Genomic DNA, 26137 nt, shown 5'->3' with positions numbered 1-26137 from the left:
GAGGTGGTCTCCGGTCAAGCAACCGCGATCCCCGCATCCCCGACCGCAGCTTGGTCGGGTCAGCGGAAACAGAAGGCCGGCGCGATAGCAGGGCCGGCAGATGGTGAAGCGTTTCCTTCGGGGCCCTGGTGCCATTGGCGCCAGGGCCCCTCCACGCGTTCCACAGAGAGGTGCAATGACAGCAGACGACTCGTTCGGCCGTCTCGATGACGACGACTACCCCGCCTACACCATGGGCCGGGCCGCGGACATGCTCGGGACCACCCAGGGCTTCCTGCGTGCCATAGGCGAGGCCCGCCTGATCACCCCACTCCGCTCGCAGGGCGGCCACCGCCGCTACTCCCGCTACCAGCTGCGCATCGCCGCGCGCGCCCGGGAACTCGTCGACCAGGGCACACCTATCGAGGCCGCCTGCCGCATCATCATCCTCGAGGACCAGCTCGAGGAGGCCCAGCGGATCAACGCCGACTACCGCCGTGACGCCGCCGCGGGGAACGCGTCACCCGCCGGCTGAGGTGGTGCGTGCCCTCCGGATACCGCACCGGCATCAACTCCACCTGAACCTTTCGTCCGCGCTCGGGGCGTACGGCTGCCCGGCGCAGGCCCTGCTGTCCACCCCGTTCGCACGAAGAGGGGGGCGTCTGCCTTCAGACGAAGCCGAAGGACCCGGGGCACAACGCGATCCGGGCCGCGCGGCAGCGCTGCGCGGCCCTCCTCCGAACCGTTCAGCGCCCGCCCCGCCTGAAACGCTATCGCTCCCGTCTGATGCTGACGCGTACCTCGTAGCACGGGCCCGCATCCCTCGGGGTGCGGGCCCTGCTACGGACATTCCAGGCCTGTTTTCATCGCCTGCGTCCGCACCGGATCCGCCGCGACAGATCTGCTTCCGCGTTCGTCGGTCCGCTCTCGCACTTTCCCGCGCCGCTACACTTCTGCGCGCCGCATGGGGTCAGTGATCGGAGTAGCTGAAGTCGCCCATGGTCCAGGCACTGACGTCGCTGATCGCCACGCGATACATCCCGCCCGTCTCCGGAATCCCCACCGTGCCCTGCAGAATCCGCGCCACATGGAAGTGCAGATACGTGGGCGGCTCGTTCTCGCGTGTCGCGGCGGTGAAAACGGCCGAGAAATCGCTCAGCCGGGCGGAGTCCGCAAGGACCTCCGACACCCGCTGCCTCCAGGCTGCTTCAGGAGCCAGCCGTCCCGTGATGACAGCGCCACCGGCGACCACGGTCAGGGACATCTGATTGCTGTGCCCGGACTCGACCAGGGTGGCGACGTCAACGAGCAGTTCGTCAGGCTTCGACATGAGAGACGATTCTAATCATCACCCGTCCGGTCGGCTTGATGCAGCCGTCCTCGGGCAGCCGGCAGCGAGCGGCCCCGGCTGAGCGGAGCGACGCAGGGCAGCTGCTGAGCTCGGGACCCGCCCTGCGTCGTCGCGCAGGGGGCTGGTTCCCCGCGCGCATTCGATCACCACCGGCGCGGCGGTTCCGGGCACCCCGGAGATCTGCGCCACCCAGGTGTGGTCGACGCGCCCGCCGGGGGTGGGGAAGGTAGCCGTGGCCAGGTCGCGCCTACTTCCCGGCCGACGACCAAGGTCGCGGTCGTCGCCCTTCGACGTGCTGCCCCGCATCAGGATGCAGCGGGCCTCCGCCGGTTCGCCGGTCACGCCCCTGCCTCCCGCGTGTGGTCCTCGTACGAGGTGTACCGCACACCCAGGGCTTCGAGCTTCTCGCGCAGTCCGAGGGGTCCCGCCCGCGTCGGGCCTCCAGGAAGGCCGAACGCGCCTCGGCCTCCTTGGCCTTCCCCTGCTGCACAGGGCTTCGAACCCACCAGCGCAGAGAGTTCAGCCATGACAACCGACTCGGCGGTACGAGGACGGCTGCGCGGCACCTGGGCACGCCGCCGCACGGGTGGATCAGGCGGCCGCCACGGTGCCCTGCGCGACCTGGCGGAGCACCTCGGTCAGCGAGGCGACGACCTCGGCGTCGTCCGCGGGGTGGAGCTCGGCGAAGCGGGTCACGGAGCCGGGGATGGAGAGCTTGGCATCCGCGAGGACTGCTCCACCCGCGAGTCCTGCCGCCTTGCGGGCCTCGTCCTGGGCCCATGCGCCACCGAACTGGCCGAAGGCGGTGCCGACCACGGCGACCGGCTTGGCGGTCAGGGCGCCGGCACCGTACGGGCGGGACAGCCAGTCGATGGCGTTCTTCAGGACGGCCGGCATGGTGCCGTTGTACTCGGGCGAGAACAGCAGGAACGCGTCGGCCCGGCCGGCCGCTTCGCGCAGCTGTGCGGCGGCAGCGGGAACGCCGCCCTCGACGTCGATGTCCTCGTTGTAGAAGGGGACGTCCACGAGGCCCTCGTAGAGCTCCACCTCGACGCCCTCGGGCGCGTGCTTGACGGCGGCCTCGGCGAGCTGACGGTTGTGGGAACCGGCGCGGAGACTGCCGACGAGGGCGAGGATGCGTACAGACATGAGGGAAGCTCCCGGGAGACGGAGACTGCAGAAGTAAGCGGACCACGGTCCGTTTAAAGTTGTACCACCTAAACGGACCGTGGTCCACTTACGACTGCCCAGGGCTACCCTGAAGCCATGACCGCTCCCCTCCCCCCGCTGCCCAGGCCGCCCGACCCCGGCGAGGCGCGCACGAATCTCACGCTTGCCGCCGCCGGCGAACCGGAGCTGCTGCGGGCGGACGCGGCGCGCAATCGAGCGCTCCTGCTGGACGCCGCCTCCCGCCTGCTGACCTGCTGCGGGCCGGCGAACCTCACCATGGAATCGGTGGCCACCGCCGCCGGGGTCGGCAAGGGCACCGTCTTCCGGCGCTTCAAGGACCGCACAGGTCTGCTCATCGCGCTCCTCGACCACCGCGAGGCGCTGTTGCAGGCCGCCTTCCTCTCCGGGCCGCCTCCCCTGGGCCCCGACGCTCCGGCGGCCGAGCGGCTGCACGCGTTCGGTCCCGCCCTGATGCGCCATGAACGCGATCACCATGAGCTGATCCTGGCCTCGCGCACGGACCCGCTGCGGACCTTCACCGTCCCCGCGCAGCGGCTGAGGCTCAGCCATGTCACCCTCCTGCTGCGCCAGGCGGGGGCGGCGGGCGAGCCCGATCTGCTCGCGTACACCCTGCTCGGGTCGATCGACACCTCCCTCGTCCATCACCTGACGTGCGAACGCGGCCGGAGCATCGACCAGTTGGAACAGGGCTGGCACGAACTCCTCACTCGGTACGGGGTGCCGCGCTGAGCGTGGCCCCACCGCCCTGCTGTGCTCGCACCTGGATCAGGGCGTGCGTGCCGCTGGTACGCCATGCCCGGCCGGACCGTTCCAGACCTTCCAGGGTCCACGGGTCCAGGCCCACGACGACATCGGACTTCAGCGTACGGAGCGCCGCGACGGCCCCGGGGAAGTACGCCGTGAGGCGAGCGAACGGTGTGGTCGCCGGCCACAGCCGGTCACCCACCAGGCGCCGGTAGTTGAGGTCGCCCTTCAGGATGGTCAGCGCGGCGGTTCCGAGCTCCGCCCGGAGGTCCTCGGGCATCCGCTCGTACGGGAACGGGGCGCAGAAGAACGGGTGCGTACGCACCTCGATCCGGCCGGTGCCCATGGCTTCCCGGACCCGTCCGCCGATCGTGCCCGCCTCACCGGGGGCCCGCCGCAGCCGGCGCACGCAGTCGACGACGTCGGCCGTCATCGCGTCGGAGACGTAGTACGGGCCCGGCTTCACATGGAGCACCACCCGCCCGGCGTGGCCGTGCTCGAGCAGGTGATCGATGAGGACGAGGTCGGGGATCAGCTCGCGTCCGGTGTTGTCCGCGATGACGGCGACGGTGGCCGGGGACCCGGACGGCAGGAGCGACCACAGCGCCGCACTGTCGTCGGCGACCAGGCCGGGGACGGGCTCGCCGGGAGCGGATTCGCCCGTCGGGCCACGGAAACCGAGATCGGCGCGGTTGCCCCAGAGCGAGGCCTGAAGAAGCGCAGTCGCCCGATCGGCTGCGGGGGCTGCGGCCAGGTCGTCCAGGGAGCGGAGCTCCTCCTCGACCGTGCCGCCGCGGAGTTCGGCACGCTTGAAGGGGGCGAAGGGGTCGATGCCCCGCCACGGGCCCTCGCCGAAGTAGCCGACGGCCTCCAGGAGCCTGCGGTAGAAGTAGCTCTCACCCCAGAGGAACGGCGCGTCGAACCACGAGCGCCCGAAGTGCTCCCGCCCCCACGCCGACCAGAGCTCCCGGTCCGCGCTCCCCGGACCGGGCGGTTCGACGACGCCGTGCACGATCTCGTGCAGCAGAGCGTCCAGGGCGCGGTGCTGGCGGGGACCGTAGGGGAAGGCTGCACGCACCTCTTCGACCAGCGCCGGATGGCGCTCGGCCATGACGCCCCGGGCGAAACTGCCCGGCTCCCGGCACGTGATCACAGGGGGGAGGCCGAGGCCCTCCACGGCCTGGGAAGTCGCTCGCGTATCGCCCATGCGTCCAGTCTGCCCGGTGGGCGAGCCGTGCGTCCTGGTGCGGGTGCGGGTGCGCGTGCCGCCGCCCGCGGCGGGCATGGAGCCGGCAACGGCCTTGTCCGAACCGGCACATGGGTGGCCCGGCGCCTGGTTACGATATGCAGCGGTTCAGACTACTAACCCAGGAAAGGGAACCCGCACCCATGCCGGCCGAGACGTTCGAGTTTCAGGTAGAAGCGCGCCAACTCCTGCAGATGATGATCCATTCGATTTATTCGAACAAGGATGTATTCCTGCGTGAGCTCATTTCCAATTCTTCGGATGCGCTGGACAAGCTGCGACTGGAAACTCTCCGGGACGACACGCTCCAGGCAGACTCGTCCGACCTCCATATCGCCATCGAGGCCGATCAGGACACCCGCACACTGACCGTGCGCGACAACGGCGTCGGAATGTCGCACGACGAGGTCGTGCAGCTGATCGGGACCATTGCCAATTCCGGTACTGCGAAATTCCTCCAGGAACTGAAGGAAGCCAAGGACGTCACCGCATCCGAGGATCTCATCGGGCAGTTCGGCGTCGGGTTCTATTCGAGCTTCATGGTCGCCGACGAGGTCACCCTGCTGACCCGGCGCGCGGGCGAGGACACCGGCACGCGCTGGCAGTCCAGCGGCGAGGGCACCTACACCGTCGAGTCCGTCGACGACGCCCCGCAGGGCACCTCGGTCACGCTGCGGCTCAAGCCCGAGGACACCGAGGACAAGCTCTTCGACTACACGTCGCCCTGGAAGATCCGGGAAATCGTCAAGCGCTACTCGGACTTCATCACCTGGCCCATCCGCATGGCGGCCGCCGGGGGCGAGGAGGGCGCCGAGCCCGAGGTCGAGACGGTCAACTCGATGAAGGCCCTGTGGGCCAGGTCGAAGGACTCCGTGACCGATGAGGAGTACAGCGAGCTGTACAAGCACATCAGCCACGACTGGACCGAGCCTCTCGAGACCATCCGCATGCAGGCGGAGGGAACCTTTGAATACCAGGCTCTGCTCTTCCTGCCGTCCCACGCGCCGCAGGACCTGTTCATGCAGGACCACAAGCGTGGAGTGCAGCTCTATGTGAAGCGCGTATTCATCATGGATGACTGCGAAGCGCTGATGCCGACGTATCTCCGCTTCGTGAAGGGCGTGGTCGACGCACAGGACCTTTCGCTCAACGTGTCGCGCGAGATCCTTCAGCAGGACCGCCAGATCGAGATGATGCGGCGCCGTCTGGTCAAGAAGGTGCTGTCGACGGTGAAGGACATGAGGGCCGGCACCCCCGAAAAGTACGGGACGTTCTGGAAGGAATTCGGCCGGGTCCTCAAGGAGGGCCTGTTCCAGGACTTCGAGAACCGCGACGCGATCCTGGAGATCTCCTCCTTCTCCTCCACCCAGGACGAGCAGGAGCTGACCACCCTGCGCTCGTACGTGGAGCGGATGAAGGAAGGCCAGGAGCAGATCTACTACATGACGGGCGAGTCGCGTGCGGCCATGGAGAGCTCGCCCCACATGGAGGCCTTCCGCGCCAAGGGCTTCGAGGTTCTCCTGCTGACCGACCCGGTCGACGAGGTCTGGGTCCAGTCCGTTCCCGAGTTCGACGGCAAACCGCTCCAGTCCATCTCCAAGGGCGAGGTCGACCTGGACACCGACGAGGAGAAGAAGGAGGTCGAGGCCGAGCGTGAGAAGCAGCAGCAGGACTACGCCGGTCTGCTGACCTGGATGACGGAGCAGCTCGGCGACACCGTGAAGGAGGTGCGCCTCTCCTCGCGGCTCACCGTCTCGCCGGCCTGCATCGTCTCGGACACGCACGATGTCACTCCGGCTCTGGAGAACATGTACCGCGCGATGGGCCAGGAGGTGCCGCAGATCAAGCGAATCCTCGAACTCAACCCCTCGCACGCGCTGATCAGCGGGCTGAAGAAGGCGCACGCCGAGCAGAGCGGCGAGGAGGGAGCCGGCACCGAACTGAGCGAGACGGCCGAGCTCGTCCATGGGCTGGCGCTCCTCTCGGACGGTGGCGAGCTGAGCGACCCCTCGCGCTTCAGCAGGCTGATGGCGGACCGCCTGGAGCGCACGCTGTAACGCTTCGCCCCGCCCCTCGCACTGCGGCCGCCAGGTTTCCTGGCGGCCGCAGCCGTGAGCGGTGCGCGGGCAGTTGTGACGGCAAGACGACGACGGGAAGAGGCTGCCGTTTCGAACAGATGGCGCCACCGAGGTGACTCAGAGGAGTCGCGAGAGGTGTCGGGGACTCCGTAACTTCACCTTTTCCAGGGGCCGTCAGAGGTTTATCTACGCGCGGAGCGTCGCCTACCGAACGATCCTTCGGGCATATCAGACGACTTTCCCTCGAGCCATTACCGCCGAGTACCGAGAGCTGCTAGAAACGTGCTCGCCCCACGAACTCCCCACTCGTCCCCCACGTTTCGAAGGGCTGGCAGCCATGTCAGTACGAACCTTCCGGGCATCCCTCTCCGCTCTCGCGCTCGCCGCCGTGGTCACCCTCGGCTTCGCGCAACCGGCGTCCGCAGCCGGCGAGAGCTACGTCGCTCTCGGTGACTCCTACTCCTCCGGAGTGGGCGCCGGTAACTACACCTCGGAGAGCGGCGACTGCAAGCGCAGCACCAACGCCTACCCCTACCTCTGGAGGAACGCGAACGCGCCGTCGTCGTTCGCGTTCGTCGCCTGCTCGGGTGCGACGACGGCCTCCGTCTCCAGCGGCCAGCTGGGCGCACTGAGCTCGTCGACCACGCTCGTGAGCGTCACAGCCGGCGGCAACGACGTCGGGTTCGCGGACGTCATGCAGACATGCGTCCTGCAGAGCGAGGCCAACTGCGTGAACCGCGTGAACACAGCCGTCTCCCAGATGCAGAACTCACTGCCGGGCGGTCTCGACTCCCTCTACAGGGGCATCCGTACACGTGCTCCGCAGGCCCAGGTGGTGGTGCTGGGGTACCCGCGCTTCTACAAGCTGTCGGGCACCTGCGTCGCCGGCCTCACGGAGACCGAACGCGGAGTGATCAACAACGCGTCGGACGTGCTGAACGGGGTACTCGCCAAGCGGGCTGCCGACGCGGGGTTCACGTATTCCAGCGTGGTGGACGAGTTCACGGGGCACGAGCTCTGCTCGGGTGCCGCGTGGATCCACAGCGTGACCGTCCCGGTCGCCAACTCGTACCATCCCAAGGCCATCGGCCAGTCCAACGGCTATCTGCCGGCCTTCGACTCCGTGGCGTAACGCGCGTGGAGCGGCCCCGCCCGGCGGGCGGGGCCGCTTGCCGTCAGCCGCCGATCGGCCGCGTCGCCTTGATCGAGTACATCATCGGAATGCGCGGGCGATCGGCCGGGAAGCGGTAGTAGCCGTCCGCATGCCGCACCAGCGCCGGGTAACGGGCGAAGAGCGAGGCATCGTGTTCGTGCAGGAACTCGATCCGCAGCCCGGCAGCCGCCAGTGCCGAAACGACCTCGCCCACGGGGTGCTGCCACTCGACGCTGCGGTTGTGCACGGTGGCGGCGTCGACGTCGGCGTACGTGCCTGGCGACTCGTCCACCCAGGGATCGGGGCTGAAGTAGTCGTACGCGATCGTCGAGCCGGTCTCGTCGTCCAGACAGTCGGTCAGGGGATGGAACTCCGCCAGGTAGAGGAAACCGCCGGGCGCGACCAGCGAAGCCACGACTTCCGCCCAACGGGGCACGTCCGGCAGCCAGTTCAGCGCACCCAGTCCGGTGTAGACGATGTCGTACGCGGAGTCCGGCACGGCCTGGACGGCGTCGTACACATCGGATGCGACGAAGACGGCCCGCTCCGGCGGCAGGCCCAGCGAACGGGCCAGGCCTCGGGCGGCCTCGACGGCGGGCTCGGAGAAGTCGAGGCCCACGACCTGGGCGGCACCGTGGCGGGCCCAGGACAGGGTGTCGAGGCCGATGTGGCACTGCAGATGCAGCAGCGTCCGGCCCGTCACGTCACCGACCTCCGCGAGCTCGAAGCCGCGCAGTGCGTCCTTGCCCGCCCTGAAGGCATCCAGGTCGTAGAAGTCGCCGGCCGCGTGGATGGCCACGCGTTCGTCCCAGCGTGCGCGGTTGGCCTCGTGCCAGTCCTCGGGCATCGGTGAGTACATGCCGGGAAAGTTACCCACAGGCCGGGGGTGCGTGCGAACAGTTATCCACAGGCCACCCGGGGGTAGGGCCGCATCGGGTTTGATGGGGTCATGAGCGACACACAGAACGACGCGTCCGTACCGGAGCGGGAGCAGGAGCCGCCGCAGTGGGAGCAGCGCTTCCGCGCCGCGCGGGTGTCCCTGCCCGACTGGGCCGAGGACGCTCCCGACCGCGCACTCTTCGTCTCCAACGCCACCGGCACGTACGAGCTGTACGCGTGGGACCGGAGGACCGGGAAGCAGCGCCAGGTCACGGACCGGCCCAACGGCACGACCGACGGGGTGCTGACGCCGGACGGCCGGGCCGTCTGGTGGTTCGCCGACACCGACGGCGACGAGTTCGGGGTGTGGATGCGGCAGCCCTTCGACGGCGGTGCGGACGAGCCGGCCACGCCCGGACTGGAAGCCTCCTACCCGGCCGGGCTCGCGATCGGCCGTGACGGCTCGGCGGTGGTCGGCCGCTCGACGGACGAGGACGGCACGACCGTCCACCTGGTGCGCGCCGGAGCCGAGCCGGTCGAGATCTACCGGCACCGGGAGTCCGCCGGGGTCGGTGACCTCTCCCACGACGGGACGTTGATCGCCCTGGAACACACGGAGCACGGCGACGCGATGCACTCCGCTCTGCGCGTGGTGCACCCCGACGGATCGACGGTCGCCGAGCTGGACGACACCGAGGGCGGCACGAAGGAGCTGGGCCTGTCGGTGCTGGGCTTCGCGCCGGTGGCCGGTGACACCCGGCTGCTGGTCGGGCATCAGCGGCGCGGGCGGTGGGAGCCGATGATCTGGGACCCGGTGGCGGGGACGCAGACGGATCTGCCGGTCGATCTGCCCGGCGACGTGGGCGCGGAGTGGTATCCGGACGGGTCCGCTCTGCTGATCGAGCACAGCTTCGAGGCCCGCAGCGAGCTGTGGCGGTACGAGCCGGGCGCCGCGGGGCCGGTGCGGGTCGAGACCCCTTCCGGGACGGTCTCGGGCGCCACGGCCCGTCCGGACGGCGCTGTGGAGTATCTGTGGTCGTCTGCCGCCCAGCCGCCGGCCGTGCGGTCCACGACGGGCTCCGTCGTGCTCGACCCGCCTGGTGCGAAGGCTCCGGCCTCGGTGCCGGTGCGGGACGCCTGGGTCGACGGCCCCGGCGGGCGTATCCACGCCCTTGTGCAGACTCCGGCCACCGGTGACGGCCCGTTCCCCACGGTCTTCGAGATACACGGTGGGCCCACCTGGCACGACAGCGACGCCTTCTCATCGGGACCCGCCGCATGGGTGGACCACGGTTTCGCCGTCGTGCGGGTCAACTACCGCGGATCCACGGGCTACGGCCGCGCCTGGACGGACGCACTCAAGCACCGGGTCGGGCTGATCGAGCTCGAGGACATCGCGGCCGTCCGGGAGTGGGCGGTGAAGTCAGGGGTCGCGGACCCCGAGCGGCTGGTGCTGGCCGGCGGTTCGTGGGGCGGCTATCTGACCCTGCTCGGGCTCGGTACGCAGCCGGATGTCTGGGCCCTCGGGCTGGCAGCTGTTCCGGTCGCCGACTACGTGACCGCCTATCACGACGAGATGGAAGCGCTGAAGGCGATGGACCGCACACTGCTGGGCGGGACACCGGAGGAGGTGCCCGAGCGCTTCGAGGCCTCGTCCCCGCTGACCTATGTGAACGCCGTGCGCGCGCCGGTTTACATCTCCGCCGGCGTCAACGATCCGCGCTGCCCGATCCGTCAGGTGGAGAACTACGTGGACCGCCTCGCGGCCCGTGGAGCGGTCCACGAGGTGTACCGCTATGACGCGGGGCACGGCTCGCTCGTCGTGGAGGAGCGGATCAAGCAGGTACGGCTGGAGCTGGACTTCACGCTGCGCCACCTCGGACGTGCACAGGCCGAGGGCCAGGAGGAAGGGCGGGTGGAAGACCGGCCGACGGCATAAGGTCCGGATAAATGGTGCACCCCGCCCCGGGGGCCCGGAGCGGGGAACCGTACCGTAGAGGGGTGTACCGGTTCCTGCTGACCCCGCGGTGGTGGGGGATCAACCTCTTCGTCGTGCTGGCCATCCCGTTCTGCGTGTTCATGGGCACGTGGCAGCTCGGCCGTTTCGAGGACCGCGTGCGGACGCACGAGGAGGCCGAGGAGCGCCCCGATCCGGGTACCCGCTCCCCGAAGCCGCTCGACGAGCTGCTCCCCGTGAGCACGGAGACCTCCGGCCGCCCCGCCGTGGCGACGGGGACGTACGCCGACCAGTTCCTGGTCCCCGGCCGCAAGCTGGACGACCGCCACGGCTTCTACGTGCTGGATCTGCTGCGCACCGACAGCGGCAAGGCACTGCCGGTCGTGCGGGGCTGGCTGGCGGGTACCCCGGGAAGCACCGAGATTCCCTCTGCGCCTGTCGGCGAGGTCACCGTGACCGGCGATCTGCAGGCCTCCGAGAACAGCGGCACCACCGGCGTCGACCTCAGCGGCGGGCTTCCCGAGGGCCAGCTCGGCATGATCAGCGCCGCGTCCCTCGTGAACCTCGTCCCGTACGACGTGTACGACGCCTGGGTGACCCTGGCCGAGCCGCATGCGGGTGGCACGGGCAGCAGCGGGATGAAGCCTGTTCCCGCGGCCGCGGCGCAGGGCAGCGGTCTCGACCTGAAGGCCTTTCAGAACCTCGGCTACACCGGCGAGTGGTTCGTCTTCGGCGGCTTCGTGCTCTTCATGTGGTTCCGGCTGGTGCGCCGCGAGGCGGAGGCCGCGCGCGACGTGCAGCTGGGGCTGGCGGCCGACGCCGACTGACGGAGCGGTGCCCCGCGACCGGAACGGATGCGCATACGTGCAGGGGCCCTCCGGAATTCGGGAGTTCAGGAGGGCCCTTACCCGTGACGGGGGCCAGGCTACGCACCCGTGACCCGGCTACGAGGCGTCCAGTACGCCCGTGCGGTAGATCGTGCCGGCGCACGCGTTGGCGATCGTGGTCTCCGCGGTCGGCGCCCCCGCCTCCGGGGTATGCGTGACCGCGATGCTGCCGTCCGCCGGGCCCTCTTCCGCACTGCCGGAGTGCGCCTCGGTGTCCGTCGTCCCCACGGCAGTATCTGTGCCCTCGCCGGGGCCGCCTGCACCGCCGGCACCGCCGCCCCCGCCCCCGTCGCCGTCCGTAGGCGTAGGGCTGGGCGAACTGCCTACGGTCGGACAGGTGTCCGACGGCACCCAGGCGAAGCGCACCTCATACGTCATCGTCGGCTTCAGGAGCACGGTCCCCGGCTCCAGCGACGGATCGGGCAGCCCGGCCGCGGGGTCGCCCGCGGTGTGCTGCACCACAGTGATCTTCAGCGGGTCGGCAGCGCCCACCGCCTGGAAGTCGACCGTGCCGTTACTGGTGACCGAGCAGGCGTCGCCGGACGTGTTGGCGATCCTGAAGGTCCCGTACACCGTGCCGTCTGCGTCGGCCGCGCCCGCATCGGCGGAGGCGACCCCGAGCTGGTCGGGCTCGCAGACCGCGCTGGCGGCCGCGGGGAGTCCCGGCGGGGCGCCCGGGTCCGCGGTCCCGCTCTTCTCAGTATCCGGGTCCGACCCCCGTGTCGGGGCCGTGGGGTTGCCGGTCTCGCCCTCGACACCCTCGGTCTGCCGGTCCGCCGGGCCTGCCGTCTTTCCGGCGTCGGATTCGGCGCCCGCGTCCTCGCCGCTGCCTCCCTGGGCCTGCTGGCCGTGGCCGGCGATGGCTGGGTTGGCGGTGGCCGATCCATCCGAATTCGCCACATGGACGAAAGCGGGTACCGCGGTCCCGATCAGCAGCGCCGCAGCCGCTGCACCCACCACACCCTGCCGCCGCCGGGCGCGCCGGGCGGGCACCGCGCGGTACAGATGACCGAGGGTGCCGTCGGAGGGCTCAAGACCCTGGACGGCGCCGTGCAGCATGCGGCGCAGCGCGTCCTCGTCCATGCCCCCGCCGCCTGAGCCGTCGAGACCGCCGGAGCCTCCGCAGACACCGTCTCCGCCGCCTTCGCCGCCGAAGAGCTCGGTCAGCGTGCCGCCACCGTCGGATCCGGCGTCATGACCGGCCGCGTCATGACCGGCCGCGTCGTCACCGGCCGCGTCGTCACCGTCCGCGTCGTCACCGGCAGAGTCGTCACCGGCAGAGTCGTCACTGCCCGAGTCCGCACCTGAGGCGGCGGGTCCTGAGGCGGCTTCCGCGCCGTCGGCTGCGTCGGTTTCAGCGTCGTGCTTCCGTTCACCGTCCCGCTCCGCATCGGTGTTCGGGATGTCCTCCGGTCCTTGGTTCACAATTCCGTTTCCAGTCCGGTCATCGTCGTGCCTGTGCTCGCGCCCGCTCATGCCTGCGCCTCCATCACGACACGCAGTGCCGCGATGCCTCGGGAGCCGTACGCCTTCACCGAGCCGAGCGATATCCCCAGTGTCTCCGCGACCTGGGCCTCCGTCATGTCCGAGAAATAGCGCAGCACCAGAACCTCGCGCTGGCGGCGCTGCAGCCCTTTCATCGCCTTGATCAGCGCGTCCCGCTCCAGCTGGTCGTATGCGCCCTCCTCCGCGCTCGCCATGTCGGGCATCGGCTTCGAGAGGAGCTTCAGGCCGAGGATGCGCCGACGCAGTGCCGAGCGGGACAGGTTGACCACGGTCTGGCGGAGATACGCGAGCGTCTTCTCCGGATCGCGCACCCGGTTCCGCGCCGAGTGCACCCGGATGAACGCCTCCTGCACCACGTCCTCGCAGGACGCGGTGTCGTCCAGCAGGAGTGCCGCGAGGCCCAGCAGCGAGCGGTAGTGGGCGCGATAGGTCTCGGTGAGATGGTCGACCGTCGTTCCTGCCGCCACCGTCTCCTCAGCGCCCTCGCGCTGCGAAGGCAGCTGGGCGGGTCGCGCAGCGGGCATGGGCGCTATCACCGGCATACCGCCGGGTGCGCGGGGCCTCCGGAGCGGACGCACCGAAGCGCCACGCAACGGGCCCACCACTGTGATGTCGAGAACCTCTGCCACGCCAGTTGGACACGCTTCCCCCCGTCAGGGTTGTACGCGTACGGCACCGCGTTCGATGCTGTGCGACATGCCCTCATTCGTACCTGCTCTTCCCCAAATGCCCCGAAAACGCATCCAGTCACGCAAGAAGTGACGACGTAGACGCGTCACATCCGCGTAGCGGTTGCGGAGTACCAGGAGATCATCGTCGGATATGACAACGCCCCAGCTCAAAAGATTGAGACCAGCAACTTACCCACAGGGCGTACACAGATCCTACAAAACAGGTTCGATCAAGTACGAGGAAATTCCCCGGCCACCGACTCGGCGATCTGGGCCACATTGAGAGCCGCGCCTTTTCGGAGATTATCGCCGCAGATGAACATTTCGATGGCCTGGGGATCGTCCATCGACTGCCGCACCCGGCCCACCCAGGCCGGGTCGGTGCCCACGACATCGGACGGGGTGGGGAAGTCGCCGGCCGCCGGGCTGTCGAAGAGCACCACCCCTGGCGCGGTCGCCAGGACCTCGTGCGCCCGGGCCACGGACACCTCGTTCTCGAAGCGGGCGTGCACGGACATGGAGTGCGTCGCCACGACTGGTACGTACACACAGGTCGCCGTCACCTTCAGGTCCGGCAGGCCCAGGACCTTCCGGCACTCCTCGCGGATCGCCAGCTCCTCGGACGACCAGCCGCCCCCGGCGTCGGTCCCGGCCCATGGCACCACGTTCAGTGCCACCGGGGCGGCGAACGGGCTCTTGTCCCCGTCGCCCAGTGCCCGCCGTACGTCGCCGGGGCGGGTACCCAGCTCCGTGCCCGCCACCAGGGCGAGCTGTTCGCGGAGCACGGCGACGCCGTCCCGGCCCGCGCCGCTCGCCGCCTGGTAGGACGAGACGATCAGCTCAAGCAGCCCGAACTCGGCGTGCAGCGCGCCGACCGCGACGATCAGCGTCAGCGTCGTGCAGTGAGGAGACGCGACGATGCCGCGAGGCCTCAGCCGCGCGGCGTAGGGGTTGATCTCGGGGACGACCAGGGGAACGTCGTCGTCCAGCCGGAAGGCCGCCGAGTCGTCCACGACCACGGCGCCCCTGGCGGCGGCGACCGGCCCCCACTGTGCGGAGACCTCGTCCGGTACCAGGAACAGGGCGACGTCCACCCCGTCGAACACGTCCTCGGAAAGCGCGAGGACCTCGCTCTCCTCACCGCGTACGACCAGCTTGGTGCCGGCCGCACGCGGAGAGGCGATCAGTCTGACCTCGCCCCAGACATCCTCGTGCTGCGAGAGGATCTGGAGCATGACACCGCCGATCGCCCCGGTCGCGCCGACGACCGCGAGCGAAGGGCGGCGTCCCGTCATCGGCCGGTGCCCCCGTAGACGACGGCCTCGTCGGAGTCGCTGTCGAGACCGAAGGCGGTGTGCACGGCACGCACGGCCTCGTTGACGTCGTCGACACGGGTGACCACCGAGATGCGGATCTCGGACGTCGAGATCAGCTCGATGTTCACTCCGACGTTCGACAGCGCCTCGAAGAAGCCGGCGGTGACCCCGGGGTTGGTCTTCATGCCGGCGCCGACCAGGGAGATCTTCGCGATCTGGTCGTCGTAGCGCAGCGACTCGAAGCCTATGCCTGCGCGGTTGCGCTCCAGGGCGTCGATGGCCTTGCGGCCCTCCGCCTTGGGCAGGGTGAACGTGATGTCCGTGAGACCGGTCGAGGCGGCGGAGACGTTCTGCACCACCATGTCCATGTTGATCTCGGCGTCCGCGACGGCGCGGAAGATCGCGGCGGCCTCGCCCGGCTTGTCGGGTACGCCGACGACCGTGACCTTGGCCTCGGAGACGTCGTGGGCGACTCCGGAGATGATGGCGTGCTCCACCTGCTGGTCCCCTTGCGGCTCGTTGCTGACCCAGGTGCCGCGCAGTCCGGAGAAGGACGAGCGGACGTGGATCGGAATGTTGTAACGACGTGCGTACTCGACGCATCGGTGCAGCAGCACCTTGGAGCCGGACGCCGCCAGCTCCAGCATGTCCTCGAAGGAGATCCAGTCGATCTTCTGGGCTTTCTTCACGACCCGGGGGTCGGCGGTGAAGACACCGTCCACATCGGTATAGATCTCACAGACCTCCGCGTCCAGCGCGGCGGCCAGCGCGACGGCGGTCGTGTCGGAGCCGCCGCGACCGAGGGTCGTGATGTTCTTGCCCTCCTGGCTCACACCCTGGAACCCGGCGACGATGGCGATGTTGCCCTCGTCGATCGAGGTCCGGATACGGCCGGGCGTGACATCGATGATGCGCGCTTTGTTGTGGACCGAGTCGGTGATGACACCGGCCTGGCTGCCCGTGAACGACTGGGCCTCGTGGCCCAGGTTTTTGATCGCCATCGCCAGCAGGGCCATGGAGATCCGCTCCCCGGCGGTCAGCAGCATGTCGAACTCACGCCCGGCAGGCATCGGGGATACCTGCTCGGCGAGATCGATCAACTCGTCCGTCGTGTCGCCCATCGCGGACACCACGACAACCACCTGGTTGCCGTTCTTCTTGGCGTCGACGACTCGCTTGGCAACACGCTTGATGCCTTCGGCATCGGCTACGGAGGAGCCTCCGTACTTCTGCACGACAAGGCCCACGTGCGCTCCTCGCTCAATAATGGTGCGGTCGACTCAGTTTAACGAGCAGTCCGGAATCGACCCATCGATACCGGATGGTGAGATGTCCCGCCCACCACCTGGTACGGCCTGACGCTCCGAACTGCTCGTACCGTGCTGCTGCCCGCTCCCTCGTCCCGCACGCCTCTTTGTGTCCCAGGACACAGCAGGCGCAGAGGTCACAGAAGGCCACAGAGGTCGCAGAAGCCCCCGAGCCGCTGCTACAGGACCGGCCGCAGACCCAGCGGTCCCGCGATCTCCTCGGCCATCACACGCCCCGCCTCCTCGGCCAGGTCCCCGTCACCCGGATCCTGGTCCGTGTCCAGGCCGTCGAGCTCCTGGAGCGGCTGGTTCAGCCGGATGTGTGCGATCAGCGACTGGAGCGCACGCAGGGCCGCCGACGCGGTGGAGCCCCAGTTGGAGAAGTACGAGAACTGCCACCACCACATGGCCTCCGCCGTGCGGTCCGCCTCGTAGTGCGCGAGGCCGTGGCCGAGGTCCGTGACCAGGTCGGCCAGGTCGTCGGAGATGCGGTGGGGCACGGGGGCCTTGCGCGGCTCGTACGGGTCGAAGACCTCGGAGTAGATGTCGATGGGCTCCAGGAGCTCCGCGAAGCGCTCACGCAGCCCGTCGGCGTCCGGCTCGGCGCCCAGGTCCGGCTCGTAGCGCTCGTCCGGGAGGATGTCCTCGTACGCACCGAGTCTCCCGCCGGCCAGCAGGAGCTGGGAGACCTGGAGGAGCAGGACCGGGACGGCTTCCTCGGGCTCCTCGGCCTTGGACACCTCGGTGACCGCGACGATGAAGGTCTTGATCTGGTCCGCGATCTGGACGGCGAAGTCGTCCGGATCCTGCGTGACGGAGTTCAGCGTGGCGTCAGACATCGAGGGGACCTCCCGTGGGCACGGTCGCGAACGGTGGGTAGAACATAGCGCCGCCGCGCATAAAGCCGCAGTCAGATGCCGGGTCACACATCGAGCAGCCGCCTTCCCTCGAAGGCACGGCCGAGGGTGACCTCGTCCGCGTACTCCAGGTCGCCGCCCACGGGCAGTCCACTGGCCAGCCGCGTGACCCGCAGGCCCATCGGCTTGACCATCCGGGCGAGGTACGTCGCGGTGGCCTCGCCCTCCAGATTGGGGTCCGTCGCCAGGATCAGCTCCGTGATGGAGCCGTCCGCGAGCCGGGCCAGCAGTTCCCTGATGCGCAGATCGTCGGGGCCGACGCCCTCGATCGGGCTGATCGCGCCGCCGAGCACGTGGTAGCGGCCCCGGAATTCACGGGTCCGCTCGACCGCCACGACATCCTTGGGCTCCTCGACCACGCAGATGACCGTCCGGTCACGGCGCGCGTCCCGGCAGATCCCGCACTGCTCCTGCTGTGCGACGTTGCCGCAGATCTCGCAGAAGCGGACCTTGTCCTTGACCTCGAGAAGGGCGTGGGCGAGACGGCGTACGTCGGTGGGCTCGGCCTGCAGGACGTGGAAGGCGATCCGCTGCGCGCTCTTGGGACCGACGCCCGGCAGCCTGCCCAGCTCGTCGATCAGCTCCTGAACCACGCCTTCGTACAACGGAACGCCTTTCTTTCTCCTGCTCGAACCGTATCCGGTACGCCTGGGTAGCTACAGAGGTCAGAACGGGAGACCTGGCATGCCGCCGCCCAGACCCTGGGCCAGCGGGCCCAGCTTCTGCTGCTGGAGCTGCTGCGCGTTCTCGTTCGCCGCCTGGACCGCGGCGACCACGAGATCGGCGAGCGTCTCGGTGTCCTCCGGGTCCACCGCGCCGGGGTCGATCACCAGGCCGCGGAGCTCTCCGGACCCGGTCACCGTGGCCTTCACGAGCCCACCGCCCGCCTGCCCCTCGACCTCGGTCCTCGCCAGCTCCTCCTGGGCCACGGCTAGATCCTGCTGCATCTTCTGGGCCTGCTGGAGCAGCTGCTGCATGTTGGGCTGGCCACCACCGGGAATCACGGTCACTCCTGGCATTTCGACGACGAATTGTTTCGGTACGCCGAGCCTACGTGTTCGCCGGACGCCACGCCTCACCCGCCAGGACCAACTCTTTCGGGTGAGTTCTGAAAAGTCCCTGCCGTGCTCCTATACCTGACCAGAGGCCGTACCTAACCGGGAATCCCGCGATTTCGACCCCGCGGCCCACCATTCGGCGGTAGGAAGGGCATGCGTATCCGTACCCCTGCGCACCGCAGGGGTAACGCAGAGTTACACGGGTGGGGGGGCTCCGGCGTTGTGCCGGTACCCGCCCCCTCCGTGACCGAAACCATGCCGATCCGCGTCGATACGCGCCGAACGCAGAGTGCAGAGGAGTGCCCCGGTGAGTCAGCCGGAGATGCAGCCCGAAGGGCCGCCCCGCAAGGAGTCCGGCGCGGGATCCGGTGCAGGCACCGGAACCGAGCGGTCCGGTTCGCGCAACGGATCGAGCCCTCGGGACCTGACCGGCCGCGCCTTCCCCCTCGGCGACTGGGGCGAACCCGCCGAACGGCTCGACGAGCTGTACCGCTGGGTCGAGGCCGGCGCCCTGGGAACCGCCGACTGGTATCTGCGTGACCGGGTCCGCAAGCGGCGCACGGCCAGGCTGCTCCGGCTCGGCACGGCGGCAGGGGTGGTCGCGGGCGCGGCCCTCCCGCTGCTCGATCTGACCGGGGAACTGCACGGGTCGGCCGGCTGGGGCTATCTGTCGCTGCTGCTGGGCGCCGCGTGCATGGCGTGCGACCGGTACTTCGGCCTGACCTCCGGCTGGATAAGGAATCTCGCGACGGCACAGGCCGTGCAGCGGCGCCTGCAGGTGCTCCAGTTCGACTGGTCCTCCGAGTGCGTCCGGGAGGTGCTCGGGCCCACGGAGGGCACCGCCAGTGAGGCCGCGGAGCGGTGTCTGGGGGTGCTGCGCCGGTTCTCGGAGGACATCACCGAGCTCGTCCGCATGGAGACGGCGGACTGGATGGTGGAGTTCCGGGCCGGGCCCGCGCCCATGGGGATGCAGTCGCTGGTCTCGGGCGGGCCCGGCGGCCGGCCCGAGCCCGCACCCGGCCGGCTCACCATGCCTGCGGTGGCCCGGCCGAACATGCCGCGCCAGCGCCCGCCGGAGCCGCCCCGCTGAAGCCGCCGGGAGCCGGTGACCGACCCGCTGAATGAGCGGGACGGCCACCGGCACCCGATGCGGGTCAGCTGAAAATGATCATCGACCCCTGCGCGAGGCTGCGGGTGGCCGCAGCGTGCAGACCCAGCCAGACGTGCCGCTCCCGGGCGAAGGGGTTCTCGTCGTACGGAACCGGGGCGGCCGGCTCCTCCAGCGAGGTCGGGCCGGCGGGCGGGAGCGGGGCGGCCGGCGGGTTGGCCGGGTCGATACCGAGGGCCGGGGCGACGAACTCCAGTTCCCGCAGCAGGCCGTGGGAGGAGCCCAGCGGGCCGCCGCCTTCCAGGAGCTGGTCGCCGGAGAGCGGGCGGGGAAAGTCCACCGGGACGTACGCTCCGGCATGGTCGTAGTGCCAGACCAGGTGCGACTCCTGCGCGCTCTGCTCGAACATCTCCAGCACCTGCTCGTAGTCCCCGCCCAGTTCGTCGACGGGCGTGACGGCGAGGCCGCTCAGCTGGAGCAGGTAGGCGCGGCGCAGGAAGTGCAGGGCGGTGTAGTCGAAACCGGCCACCGGGGCGACGTCCCCGGTGAGTCCCGGCATGTAGGCGTAGACGGGAACGGGCGGCAGCCCCGCTTCGGTCAACGCCTTGTCGTAGACGGCGATCTCTTCGGCGAACGGATTGTCGGGGCTGTGGCACAGCACATCGACGAGGGGGACCAGCCACAGGTCACAGGCCACGAAGTCTCGCTCTCCAACGGGTTCGTGCAATGGTCGGAACAGCGTAATGCGGCCGGGACCCCGCGCACAGTGCGCGGGCCGGACCGCGATCGGGCACGGCGGGCCCGCGCTCAGCCGTGGCCCGGGTGCGGGGGGTCGCCGGCGGCCAGCCGGTCAGCCCAGCTCAGCCCGTGCGCGTAGTAGTCGTCCAGCACCGCGCGTACGGCGGGCCCGTCGGCGGCCGTGATCGCGGCCACCAGCTCCGGGTGGCCGTTCCACAGCCAGTCGCACACGTCGGCGTCCCCTCGCAGGTACGGGACGGCGAAGGCCCAGGCCTGCATGCGCAGCCGCTGCAGGAAGTCGGTGATGTAGGTGTTGCCGATGACCACTCCGAGCTCCCGCCAGAACCGCAGGTCGTAGCCGATGAGGATGTCGAGGTCGCCGCTGCGCGCGGCCCGTGCGGCCTCCTCCGCCCGGCGGCGTACGGAGACGAGGGCGGCCTGATGGGCACCGATCACGGCGGGCGCCGAGCCGGTCCCGTCGAAGATCTCCCGGAACACCCCGTCGATGACCAGGGCGCGCGCCTCCACCATCGACCGGTAGTCGGCGACGGTGTACTCGCGAACCCGGAAACCGCGGTGCTGGTCGGATTCGAGCAGTCCCTGCGCGGAGAGGTCGAAGAGCGCCTCCCGGACGGGTGTCGCGGACACCCCGTACTGCTCGGCGATCTGCTTGACGGTGAATTCCACCCGGGGCCGCAGACGCCCCGCGAGCACCTCGTCCCGCAGCGCATCGGCGATCTGCTGCCGCAGCGTACTGCGCGTCACACCTCCGCCCGCACCACCCATGACGCCCCCTCCCGTTCTCGGCTCCGGTCACCATAAGCCAGGGCATGTGCCCTGTTCCGGGCACGGGGGAGGGCGTCGCGTCCTGTGCCCGCCTACACGGTGTGCTCGTCGGCGACCGAGAGGGCCGCGTCCAGGGCGGCGAGACCGTCCTTCGCCTCGGCCTCGCTGAGGTTGCAGGCGGGGACGACGTGGGTGCGGTTCATGTTGATGAAGGGCCAGAGGCCGTTCTTCCTGCACGCCGCGCCGAAGGCCACCATCGGGGCGTTGGCCTCACCGGTCGCGTTGTACGGGACCAGGGGCTCGCGGGTCTCCCGGTCGCGGACCAGTTCCAGCGCCCAGAACGCGCCGAGTCCCCGCACCTCGCCGACGGACGGGTGGCGCTCGGCGAGCTCGCGCAGGCCGGGGCCGAGCAGGTGCTCGCCGAGGTGTGCGGCGTTCTCGACGGTCCGCTCCTCCTCCATGACCTTGATCGTGGCGACGGCGGCGGCGCAGGCCAGCGGGTGACCGGAGTAGGTGAGTCCGCCGGGGTAGGGGCGGGTCTCGAACGTGGCGGCGATCTCGGCGCTGATGGCGACGCCGCCGAGCGGCACGTAACCGGAGTTGACGCCCTTCGCGAACGTCATGAGGTCCGGGACGACGTCGTGGTGGTCGGCGGCGAACCACTTACCGGTGCGCCCGAAGCCGGCCATCACCTCGTCGAGGACGAACACGATCCCGTACCGGTCGCAGATCTCGCGGACGCCCGCGAGATAGCCCGGAGGCGGCGTCATGATGCCCGCCGTGCCGGGGATCGTCTCCAGGATGACCGCGGCGACGGTCGCCGGGCCCTCGAAGGCGAGTGTGTCCTCCAGGTGCTGGAGCGCGCGGGCGCACTCCTCGGCCTCGGTCTGCGCGTAGAACGGCGAGCGGTAGAGGAACGGCGCCCAGAAGCGGACGACACCCGCGGAACCGTTGTCGGAGGCCCAGCGGCGGGGGTCCCCGGTGAGGTTGATCGCGGTGGCGGTGGCTCCGTGGTACGAGCGGTAGGCGGAGAGCACCTTCTGGCGTCCGGTGTGCACCCGGGCCATGCGGACCGCGTTCTCGACGGCCTCGGCGCCGCCGTTGGTGAAGAAGATCTTGTCCAGGTCGCCGGGGGTGCGCTCGGCGATCAGGCGGGCGGCCTCGGAGCGCGACTCGATGGCGAACGCGGGCGCGAAGGTGGTGAGTTTCGCGGCCTGTTCCTGGATCGCGGCGACGACGGTGGGGTGCTGGTAGCCGATGTTGGTGAAGACGAGACCGCTGGTGAAGTCCAGATAGCGGTTGCCGTCGTAGTCCCAGAAATACGCCCCCTCGGCGCCGGCGACGGCGAGCGGGTCGATCAGGCCCTGGGCGGACCAGGAGTGGAACACGTGCGCGCGGTCGGCGGCCTTCACGGCCGCGCCCGCCGCGGGGTCGGCGTACGGGGGGCGAGGGGCATCGGGGCTCATGCGGCGAGCGTATGCGGCGGGCCCGCCGTCCTCCATGGCCACTGTGTACAGCGTGGGCCGCCCTGCTCGGCAGGGTGTCGGGTCACCGCGCGGAACCGGCGGCCCTCCGTGGGTCCGGGACCGTCTCCGGAGCACGCATCGGCACATGCCTCCTGTGGGGACGCCTCGGCGCCGCCGGGACGGGCCAGGTGTTTTCTGGCCCGCTCGGAGCGGGGCCGCGCCGGGGCGATGATCGGCTCCGGGCTCGTGGCTCGTGGCTCGTGGCTCCCGAGCATCCCTCGGGGAGCACACCGTCCTCACGCTGCTGCCCGACGGCACCCTTTGCACCGCAGGATCACGGCCACCGGCACGAGTCTGACGTACACGAAGACGGGCTGAGCGGCACGGGCCGGTTCGGCTCACTCCGCGAGGTCCGTCGCCCGGAAGGCGAGCCACAGGTCGTACCGCGCGCTCGGCGTCCGGAGCAGCGAACGGCACAGCAGGGCCTCGAGCCGGATGAGCCGCTTGCGCGCGCCGGGCACGGAGATGCCCAGTTCGGCGGCGGCCGGGCTCAGTTGGGCCTCGCAGCGCAGCCAGGTCCGCAGGGTCTTCTCGCCCATCGGTCCGGCCTGGGCGAGGAGCCGGAGCTGCTGGACGGCCCAGTCCTGGACGCCCGGGGCCCGCAGGACGGCGTCGAGGTCCTCCGACGGCGCGGAACCCTCGGGCTGGGAGCGGTGGAGCGCCGGGGTGTCCCTGATCCGGAGGGCCAGATCGACGGCCGCCTGGTCCGCGACGCGGTTCAGGTCCAGGCCGAGGAGTTCGCCGACGAGCTTCAGCCGGGCGGCCAGGGTGTTGCGGTGGATCTTGAGGTGCCGGGTGGCGTGGGAGGAGAACGCCAGCCAGGACGCGACCGTCGCCGACAGCTCCTGGCTGCCCGGGTCCTGCGAGCGACGCGGCAGGTGCGAGAGGAGGGGCGCGAGAAAAGCTTCCGCCCACCGCGCCCCGGCGGCGCCTACGAGCAGCGCGGGCTCCGGGGCGGCGCCGAAACTGGCATGCCGCCCGGGAAGGCCACGGGCGACGGCGAGGGCGTGGAAGGCCTGCTGGTAGGCGGTCGCCGTGTCGCAGAGCCGCACTTCCTCGCTGATGCCCACGACACAGTCGTCCACGAGTCCGGCGACGGCCGGGCCGAGCGTGCGGCCGGCCGAAGGGCCTTCCGTCTCCGCTTCTTCGTCCGCGGGCACGATCAGGATCAGATGACGGGCGTAGACCGGGCAGCGCACGATCCAGGTCCTGCCGCCGGAGGCGTCCGTACAGATCCGGGCCACCTCGTCCCGCTGTCCGCCGGAGCACTCGACGACACAGACGCGTACGGGGTCGGGAAGCTTCGGCCGCAGGGCGCCCGCCACCTGATGGGCGATGGAGAGCTGGCCCGTCATCAGCAGATGCAGCACGGCCTCGCGGCCTCGGGACTCCGCGAGGTCCACCCGCCGCCGCTTGCGTTCGACGCTCTCCGACGCCCAGGCCAGGGCCAGCGGCATCACCGCGTCGGCCATCAGCGTGCTCAGCCCGCCGGGCAGCGGCTTGGGTGCGACGAGTGCGAGGACCGGGCCGGGTCTCCCGGGTGCCCGGTCGAGGGGGAGCAGCAGCACGGCGCACTCGCCGGTGTCGAGGGAGTACGAGTCGGCGCCCCGGGCCGTCAGCTCCCGGGCTGCCCGGGCGGCGGTCCCGGCCGCCTCGTGGCCCGGCCACCGGATGTTCCCTGCCGCGGCCTGGAGCACCGTGCCGTTGCCGTCCAGGATCCCGACCCAGCCCTCCGCCCGCTGGGCCAGCCTGCGCAGCAGTTCCGGTGCACCACCGGTCCGCGCCAGCCGGTACATCAGCAGTACGTCGTCGGCCCGTTCCCGCGCACGCACGTGTCCCCCGTCCCCGTCCCTCCCGAAACCGGGGTGCAGAGTACCGGTCCGGCTGTGCGGATTGATACCCGCGGGAGGCCACACCGTGCGAATTGCACCTCCCGGCCCGCCGCCCCGCACCTCTAGAGTCCGCAGCGTGCTCCGGGATGTTCGGGGAACGTCGGAACATCCCGGATCCGGGGGCCTGAGGACGTCGGGTGACGTCCGCACGGCACGGCGGCAGCGGCTCACGGGGGTGGTCGCTGTCGTCGGCCCACCGGCGCACGGGACCCGTTCCGCGGAGCATGGAGCAGCTCCTCGCCGCACGGAGCCCGGTCCGCGGCGTAGGGAGCCCGGCCCCCGACGCAGGTGGCGTTGGGCATTCTCACCCCGAAAGCGTCGTCGTCTCCCCCACAGCGGGGAGCAGCCAGATGGGGAATTCCGGATCGGCCTGCCCCACAGCGAGACCCAGCCACCGCGTGCCCCCGGGCACCCGCCGGACCTGCATGCTGCCCGCCAGACTGCAGAGCTGCCCCATCGGTTCCGGAACGACGCCCGCGCCCTCCTCGTCACGCCCCAGGTACGGCCAGAGATCGACGGTCTCCGGTTCGCCCCAGCTCGCTCACCGCGGTGGCCAGGACGCTGAACTCGGCTTCGGTCTCCTGCTCCGCGGGCTCGACGAGTTCAGGGGGCCGGTCGTCCCAGAAGTCCCGGCTCGCCCGGAGGATCAGCAGGTGATGTCCGGGGCCGCTGCTGCGCACGCCGCTGTCCTCGCTCTCCTCCCCTAATCGGGGGCGCGGCCGGCCGTGGCCGGGCGCGCCCCCTACGCCCCGGGGTGGGGCCGGGTTCAGCAGCTCAGGTTCGAGCCGGGTGTGGTACCGAGGATCTGGACGAACGCCCGGTACTTGTCGATGCGGCTCTGGACCTGGGCGGGGTTGCCGCCGTTGCACTCGATGCTGCCGTTGATGGACCGGATGGTCTCGCCGAAGCCCGCGCCGTTGACGATGGCGTTGTGGGGCGTCATCGTGCCGGGGCCCGACTGGGTGTTCCAGTACCAGAGGCCGGTCTTCCAGGCCACGGACGCGTTCCGCTCCACCTGCCAAGGGTTGCCGAGCAGATCGATACCGAGGGCTTCACCGGCGGCCTTGTAGTTGAAGTTCCAGCTGAGCTGGATCGGGCCGCGGCCGTAGTAGGCAGCCTGTCCGGCCGGGCAGCCGTAGGACTGACTGGTGTCGCAGTAGTGCGGGTAGTTCGCGGTGTTCTGCTCCACGATGTGCACCAGGCCGCCGGTCTCATGGCTGACGTTGGCGAGGAACGCCGCCGCCTCCTGCTTCTTGACCGTGTCGCTGCCGGTGCCGGCGAAGCCGGGATAGGCGCTCAGGGCCGCGGTGAGGCCGCTGTATGTGTAGAAGGAATTCCGGCTCGGGAACATCTGGTTGAACTGGGACTCACTTACGACGAAGCCCGAAGGGTCCGGCTCCCCCGGTTCCGTTTCGCCGCCGGATCCGCAGCTGCCCTGGTCGGCCCAGACGTCCGTCGTACCGGGCCGCTCGTTCTGGGTCCACCACTTCGCGGACCAGTTGTGCCCGCCGTACGAGGCGGATCCGCCGCCCGTGTAGACGGAGGAGGCGCTCCAGGCCGGGGCGCAGGCGGCGGCCGATGCCGTGGAGGCGGGGAGAAAGACGAACGTAGCAATGACCGCGCCCAGCGCGGCGATCAGGCTCATGACACGTTTGGCCATGTGATCACTCCTTCGGCGCGGCGCTCGCGCCGAGCGTGCGCCGCCATGGGGGTGCGACCACTCAAGCGTCGCTGGTCTGAACCTGTCAAGGTCTAGACCAGAAGTCGGCCACCGGAGCCCGGCCCGCAACTCCGGTCACTCAGAGGCTTGTTGAGTGCACGACGAACCTCACCGGAAGAAATCCGGA

General features: G+C 70.1%; 24 protein-coding genes and 1 pseudogene. 7 read left to right on the top strand and 18 right to left on the bottom strand.

Translation table 11 applies throughout. From position 1 onward, the window contains the following. Nucleotides 1-175: 175 nt before the first annotated feature. Nucleotides 176-514, top strand: a complete 339-nt coding sequence (locus ACWD04_RS18825) for a MerR family transcriptional regulator (RefSeq protein ID WP_451133253.1) — start codon at nucleotides 176-178, stop codon at nucleotides 512-514. A 435-nt stretch (nucleotides 515-949) separates the two neighbouring features. Here the strand turns inward: ACWD04_RS18825 and ACWD04_RS18820 are convergent, their stop codons facing one another. The 3 genes and pseudogenes from ACWD04_RS18820 to ACWD04_RS18810 all read right to left on the bottom strand — a co-directional run bounded on the left by ACWD04_RS18820 (nucleotide 950) and on the right by ACWD04_RS18810 (nucleotide 2479). After that, nucleotides 950-1309 carry a hypothetical protein gene (locus ACWD04_RS18820; RefSeq protein WP_451133251.1) on the bottom strand — a complete coding sequence of 120 codons (360 nt, stop codon included), beginning with the start codon at nucleotides 1307-1309 and terminating at the stop codon, nucleotides 950-952. 135 nt (nucleotides 1310-1444) lie between these two features. After that, nucleotides 1445-1573: pseudogene (locus ACWD04_RS18815) on the bottom strand (4-oxalomesaconate tautomerase); the annotation flags it as partial. 348 nt (nucleotides 1574-1921) lie between these two features. Then, on the bottom strand, nucleotides 1922-2479 hold the full coding sequence (locus ACWD04_RS18810) for an NAD(P)H-dependent oxidoreductase (RefSeq protein ID WP_451133249.1): 558 nt from the start codon (nucleotides 2477-2479) through the stop codon (nucleotides 1922-1924). A 117-nt stretch (nucleotides 2480-2596) separates the two neighbouring features. On the opposite strand from ACWD04_RS18810, the gene ACWD04_RS18805 reads away from it, so the two are divergent. Beyond that, the gene (locus ACWD04_RS18805) at nucleotides 2597-3250 is read left to right on the top strand and encodes a TetR/AcrR family transcriptional regulator (protein ID WP_451133247.1); all 654 of its coding nucleotides are present in this window, start codon (nucleotides 2597-2599) and stop codon (nucleotides 3248-3250) included. On the opposite strand, the gene ACWD04_RS18800 is transcribed toward ACWD04_RS18805, so the two are convergent. Next, on the bottom strand, nucleotides 3225-4472 hold the full coding sequence (locus ACWD04_RS18800) for a damage-control phosphatase ARMT1 family protein (RefSeq protein WP_451133245.1): 1248 nt from the start codon (nucleotides 4470-4472) through the stop codon (nucleotides 3225-3227). The two genes, ACWD04_RS18805 and ACWD04_RS18800, sit on opposite strands and share 26 nt — an antisense overlap. 182 nt (nucleotides 4473-4654) lie before the next feature. Between ACWD04_RS18800 and htpG the strand changes: the two genes are divergently transcribed. Next, nucleotides 4655-6568: a molecular chaperone HtpG gene (htpG, locus tag ACWD04_RS18795; RefSeq protein ID WP_451133243.1), complete on the top strand. Its 1914-nt coding sequence runs from the start codon at nucleotides 4655-4657 to the stop codon at nucleotides 6566-6568. Between the two features lie 358 nt (nucleotides 6569-6926). Continuing rightward, entirely contained in the window at nucleotides 6927-7721 is a 795-nt protein-coding gene (locus ACWD04_RS18790; protein WP_451133241.1) for an SGNH/GDSL hydrolase family protein, read from the top strand. Between the two features lie 43 nt (nucleotides 7722-7764). Here the strand turns inward: ACWD04_RS18790 and ACWD04_RS18785 are convergent, their stop codons facing one another. Continuing rightward, complete coding sequence (locus tag ACWD04_RS18785; protein WP_451133239.1) at nucleotides 7765-8601, bottom strand: class I SAM-dependent methyltransferase; 837 nt, start codon at nucleotides 8599-8601, stop codon at nucleotides 7765-7767. Nucleotides 8602-8691: 90 nt separating this feature from the next. Here ACWD04_RS18785 and ACWD04_RS18780 point away from each other — a divergent pair, with 90 nt between their 5' ends. Both ACWD04_RS18780 and ACWD04_RS18775 read left to right on the top strand, forming a co-directional pair. Further along, complete coding sequence (locus ACWD04_RS18780) at nucleotides 8692-10560, top strand: S9 family peptidase (protein WP_451133237.1); 1869 nt, start codon at nucleotides 8692-8694, stop codon at nucleotides 10558-10560. 62 nt (nucleotides 10561-10622) lie between these two features. Then, complete coding sequence (locus ACWD04_RS18775) at nucleotides 10623-11405, top strand: SURF1 family protein (RefSeq protein WP_451133235.1); 783 nt, start codon at nucleotides 10623-10625, stop codon at nucleotides 11403-11405. A gap of 117 nt (nucleotides 11406-11522) precedes the next feature. Here ACWD04_RS18775 and ACWD04_RS18770 read toward each other — a convergent pair whose 3' ends face one another. The 7 genes from ACWD04_RS18770 to ACWD04_RS18740 form a co-directional block, all read right to left on the bottom strand. Next, the gene (locus ACWD04_RS18770) at nucleotides 11523-12941 is read right to left on the bottom strand and encodes a hypothetical protein (RefSeq protein WP_451133233.1); all 1419 of its coding nucleotides are present in this window, start codon (nucleotides 12939-12941) and stop codon (nucleotides 11523-11525) included. Continuing rightward, the gene (locus ACWD04_RS18765; protein ID WP_451133512.1) at nucleotides 12938-13513 is read right to left on the bottom strand and encodes a SigE family RNA polymerase sigma factor; all 576 of its coding nucleotides are present in this window, start codon (nucleotides 13511-13513) and stop codon (nucleotides 12938-12940) included. Before ACWD04_RS18765 ends, ACWD04_RS18770 begins: the two co-directional genes overlap by 4 nt. A 359-nt stretch (nucleotides 13514-13872) precedes the next feature. Then, on the bottom strand, nucleotides 13873-14937 hold the full coding sequence (locus ACWD04_RS18760; RefSeq protein ID WP_451133231.1) for an aspartate-semialdehyde dehydrogenase: 1065 nt from the start codon (nucleotides 14935-14937) through the stop codon (nucleotides 13873-13875). Then, the gene (locus tag ACWD04_RS18755; RefSeq protein ID WP_451133229.1) at nucleotides 14934-16205 is read right to left on the bottom strand and encodes an aspartate kinase; all 1272 of its coding nucleotides are present in this window, start codon (nucleotides 16203-16205) and stop codon (nucleotides 14934-14936) included. The genes ACWD04_RS18760 and ACWD04_RS18755 overlap by 4 nt, the downstream gene beginning before the upstream one ends. Nucleotides 16206-16444: 239 nt before the next feature. Next, nucleotides 16445-17104 (bottom strand): DUF5063 domain-containing protein, encoded by a 660-nt coding sequence (locus tag ACWD04_RS18750; RefSeq protein ID WP_451133227.1) that lies wholly within the window; start codon nucleotides 17102-17104, stop codon nucleotides 16445-16447. 83 nt (nucleotides 17105-17187) lie between these two features. Continuing rightward, entirely contained in the window at nucleotides 17188-17787 is a 600-nt protein-coding gene (gene recR / locus ACWD04_RS18745) for a recombination mediator RecR (protein ID WP_383574365.1), read from the bottom strand. 60 nt (nucleotides 17788-17847) lie between these two features. Then, nucleotides 17848-18186: a YbaB/EbfC family nucleoid-associated protein gene (locus ACWD04_RS18740; protein WP_359476962.1), complete on the bottom strand. Its 339-nt coding sequence runs from the start codon at nucleotides 18184-18186 to the stop codon at nucleotides 17848-17850. A gap of 361 nt (nucleotides 18187-18547) precedes the next feature. Between ACWD04_RS18740 and ACWD04_RS18735 the strand changes: the two genes are divergently transcribed. Further along, nucleotides 18548-19330: an SLATT domain-containing protein gene (locus tag ACWD04_RS18735; RefSeq protein WP_451133225.1), complete on the top strand. Its 783-nt coding sequence runs from the start codon at nucleotides 18548-18550 to the stop codon at nucleotides 19328-19330. Nucleotides 19331-19394: 64 nt separating this feature from the next. Here the strand turns inward: ACWD04_RS18735 and ACWD04_RS18730 are convergent, their stop codons facing one another. From ACWD04_RS18730 to ACWD04_RS18705, 6 genes are all read right to left on the bottom strand, one after another. Then, nucleotides 19395-20045 carry a hypothetical protein gene (locus tag ACWD04_RS18730; RefSeq protein ID WP_451133223.1) on the bottom strand — a complete coding sequence of 217 codons (651 nt, stop codon included), beginning with the start codon at nucleotides 20043-20045 and terminating at the stop codon, nucleotides 19395-19397. A 110-nt stretch (nucleotides 20046-20155) separates the two neighbouring features. Next, on the bottom strand, nucleotides 20156-20872 hold the full coding sequence (locus ACWD04_RS18725; protein WP_451133221.1) for a GntR family transcriptional regulator: 717 nt from the start codon (nucleotides 20870-20872) through the stop codon (nucleotides 20156-20158). Nucleotides 20873-20964: 92 nt separating this feature from the next. Continuing rightward, nucleotides 20965-22338 (bottom strand): aminotransferase class III-fold pyridoxal phosphate-dependent enzyme, encoded by a 1374-nt coding sequence (locus tag ACWD04_RS18720; protein ID WP_451133219.1) that lies wholly within the window; start codon nucleotides 22336-22338, stop codon nucleotides 20965-20967. A gap of 398 nt (nucleotides 22339-22736) precedes the next feature. Continuing rightward, on the bottom strand, nucleotides 22737-24194 hold the full coding sequence (locus tag ACWD04_RS18715) for a helix-turn-helix domain-containing protein (RefSeq protein WP_451133509.1): 1458 nt from the start codon (nucleotides 24192-24194) through the stop codon (nucleotides 22737-22739). 584 nt (nucleotides 24195-24778) lie between these two features. Further along, the gene (locus ACWD04_RS18710; RefSeq protein WP_451133217.1) at nucleotides 24779-24970 is read right to left on the bottom strand and encodes a hypothetical protein; all 192 of its coding nucleotides are present in this window, start codon (nucleotides 24968-24970) and stop codon (nucleotides 24779-24781) included. A gap of 86 nt (nucleotides 24971-25056) precedes the next feature. Further along, complete coding sequence (locus ACWD04_RS18705; RefSeq protein ID WP_451133215.1) at nucleotides 25057-25950, bottom strand: glycoside hydrolase family 19 protein; 894 nt, start codon at nucleotides 25948-25950, stop codon at nucleotides 25057-25059. Nucleotides 25951-26137 lie beyond the last annotated feature (187 nt).

It is taken from the genome of Streptomyces sp. NPDC002911 (assembly GCF_053591835.1).
The sequence above is the reverse complement of the archived record's forward strand: the minus strand, read 5'-3'. Positions and strand labels throughout refer to the sequence as shown.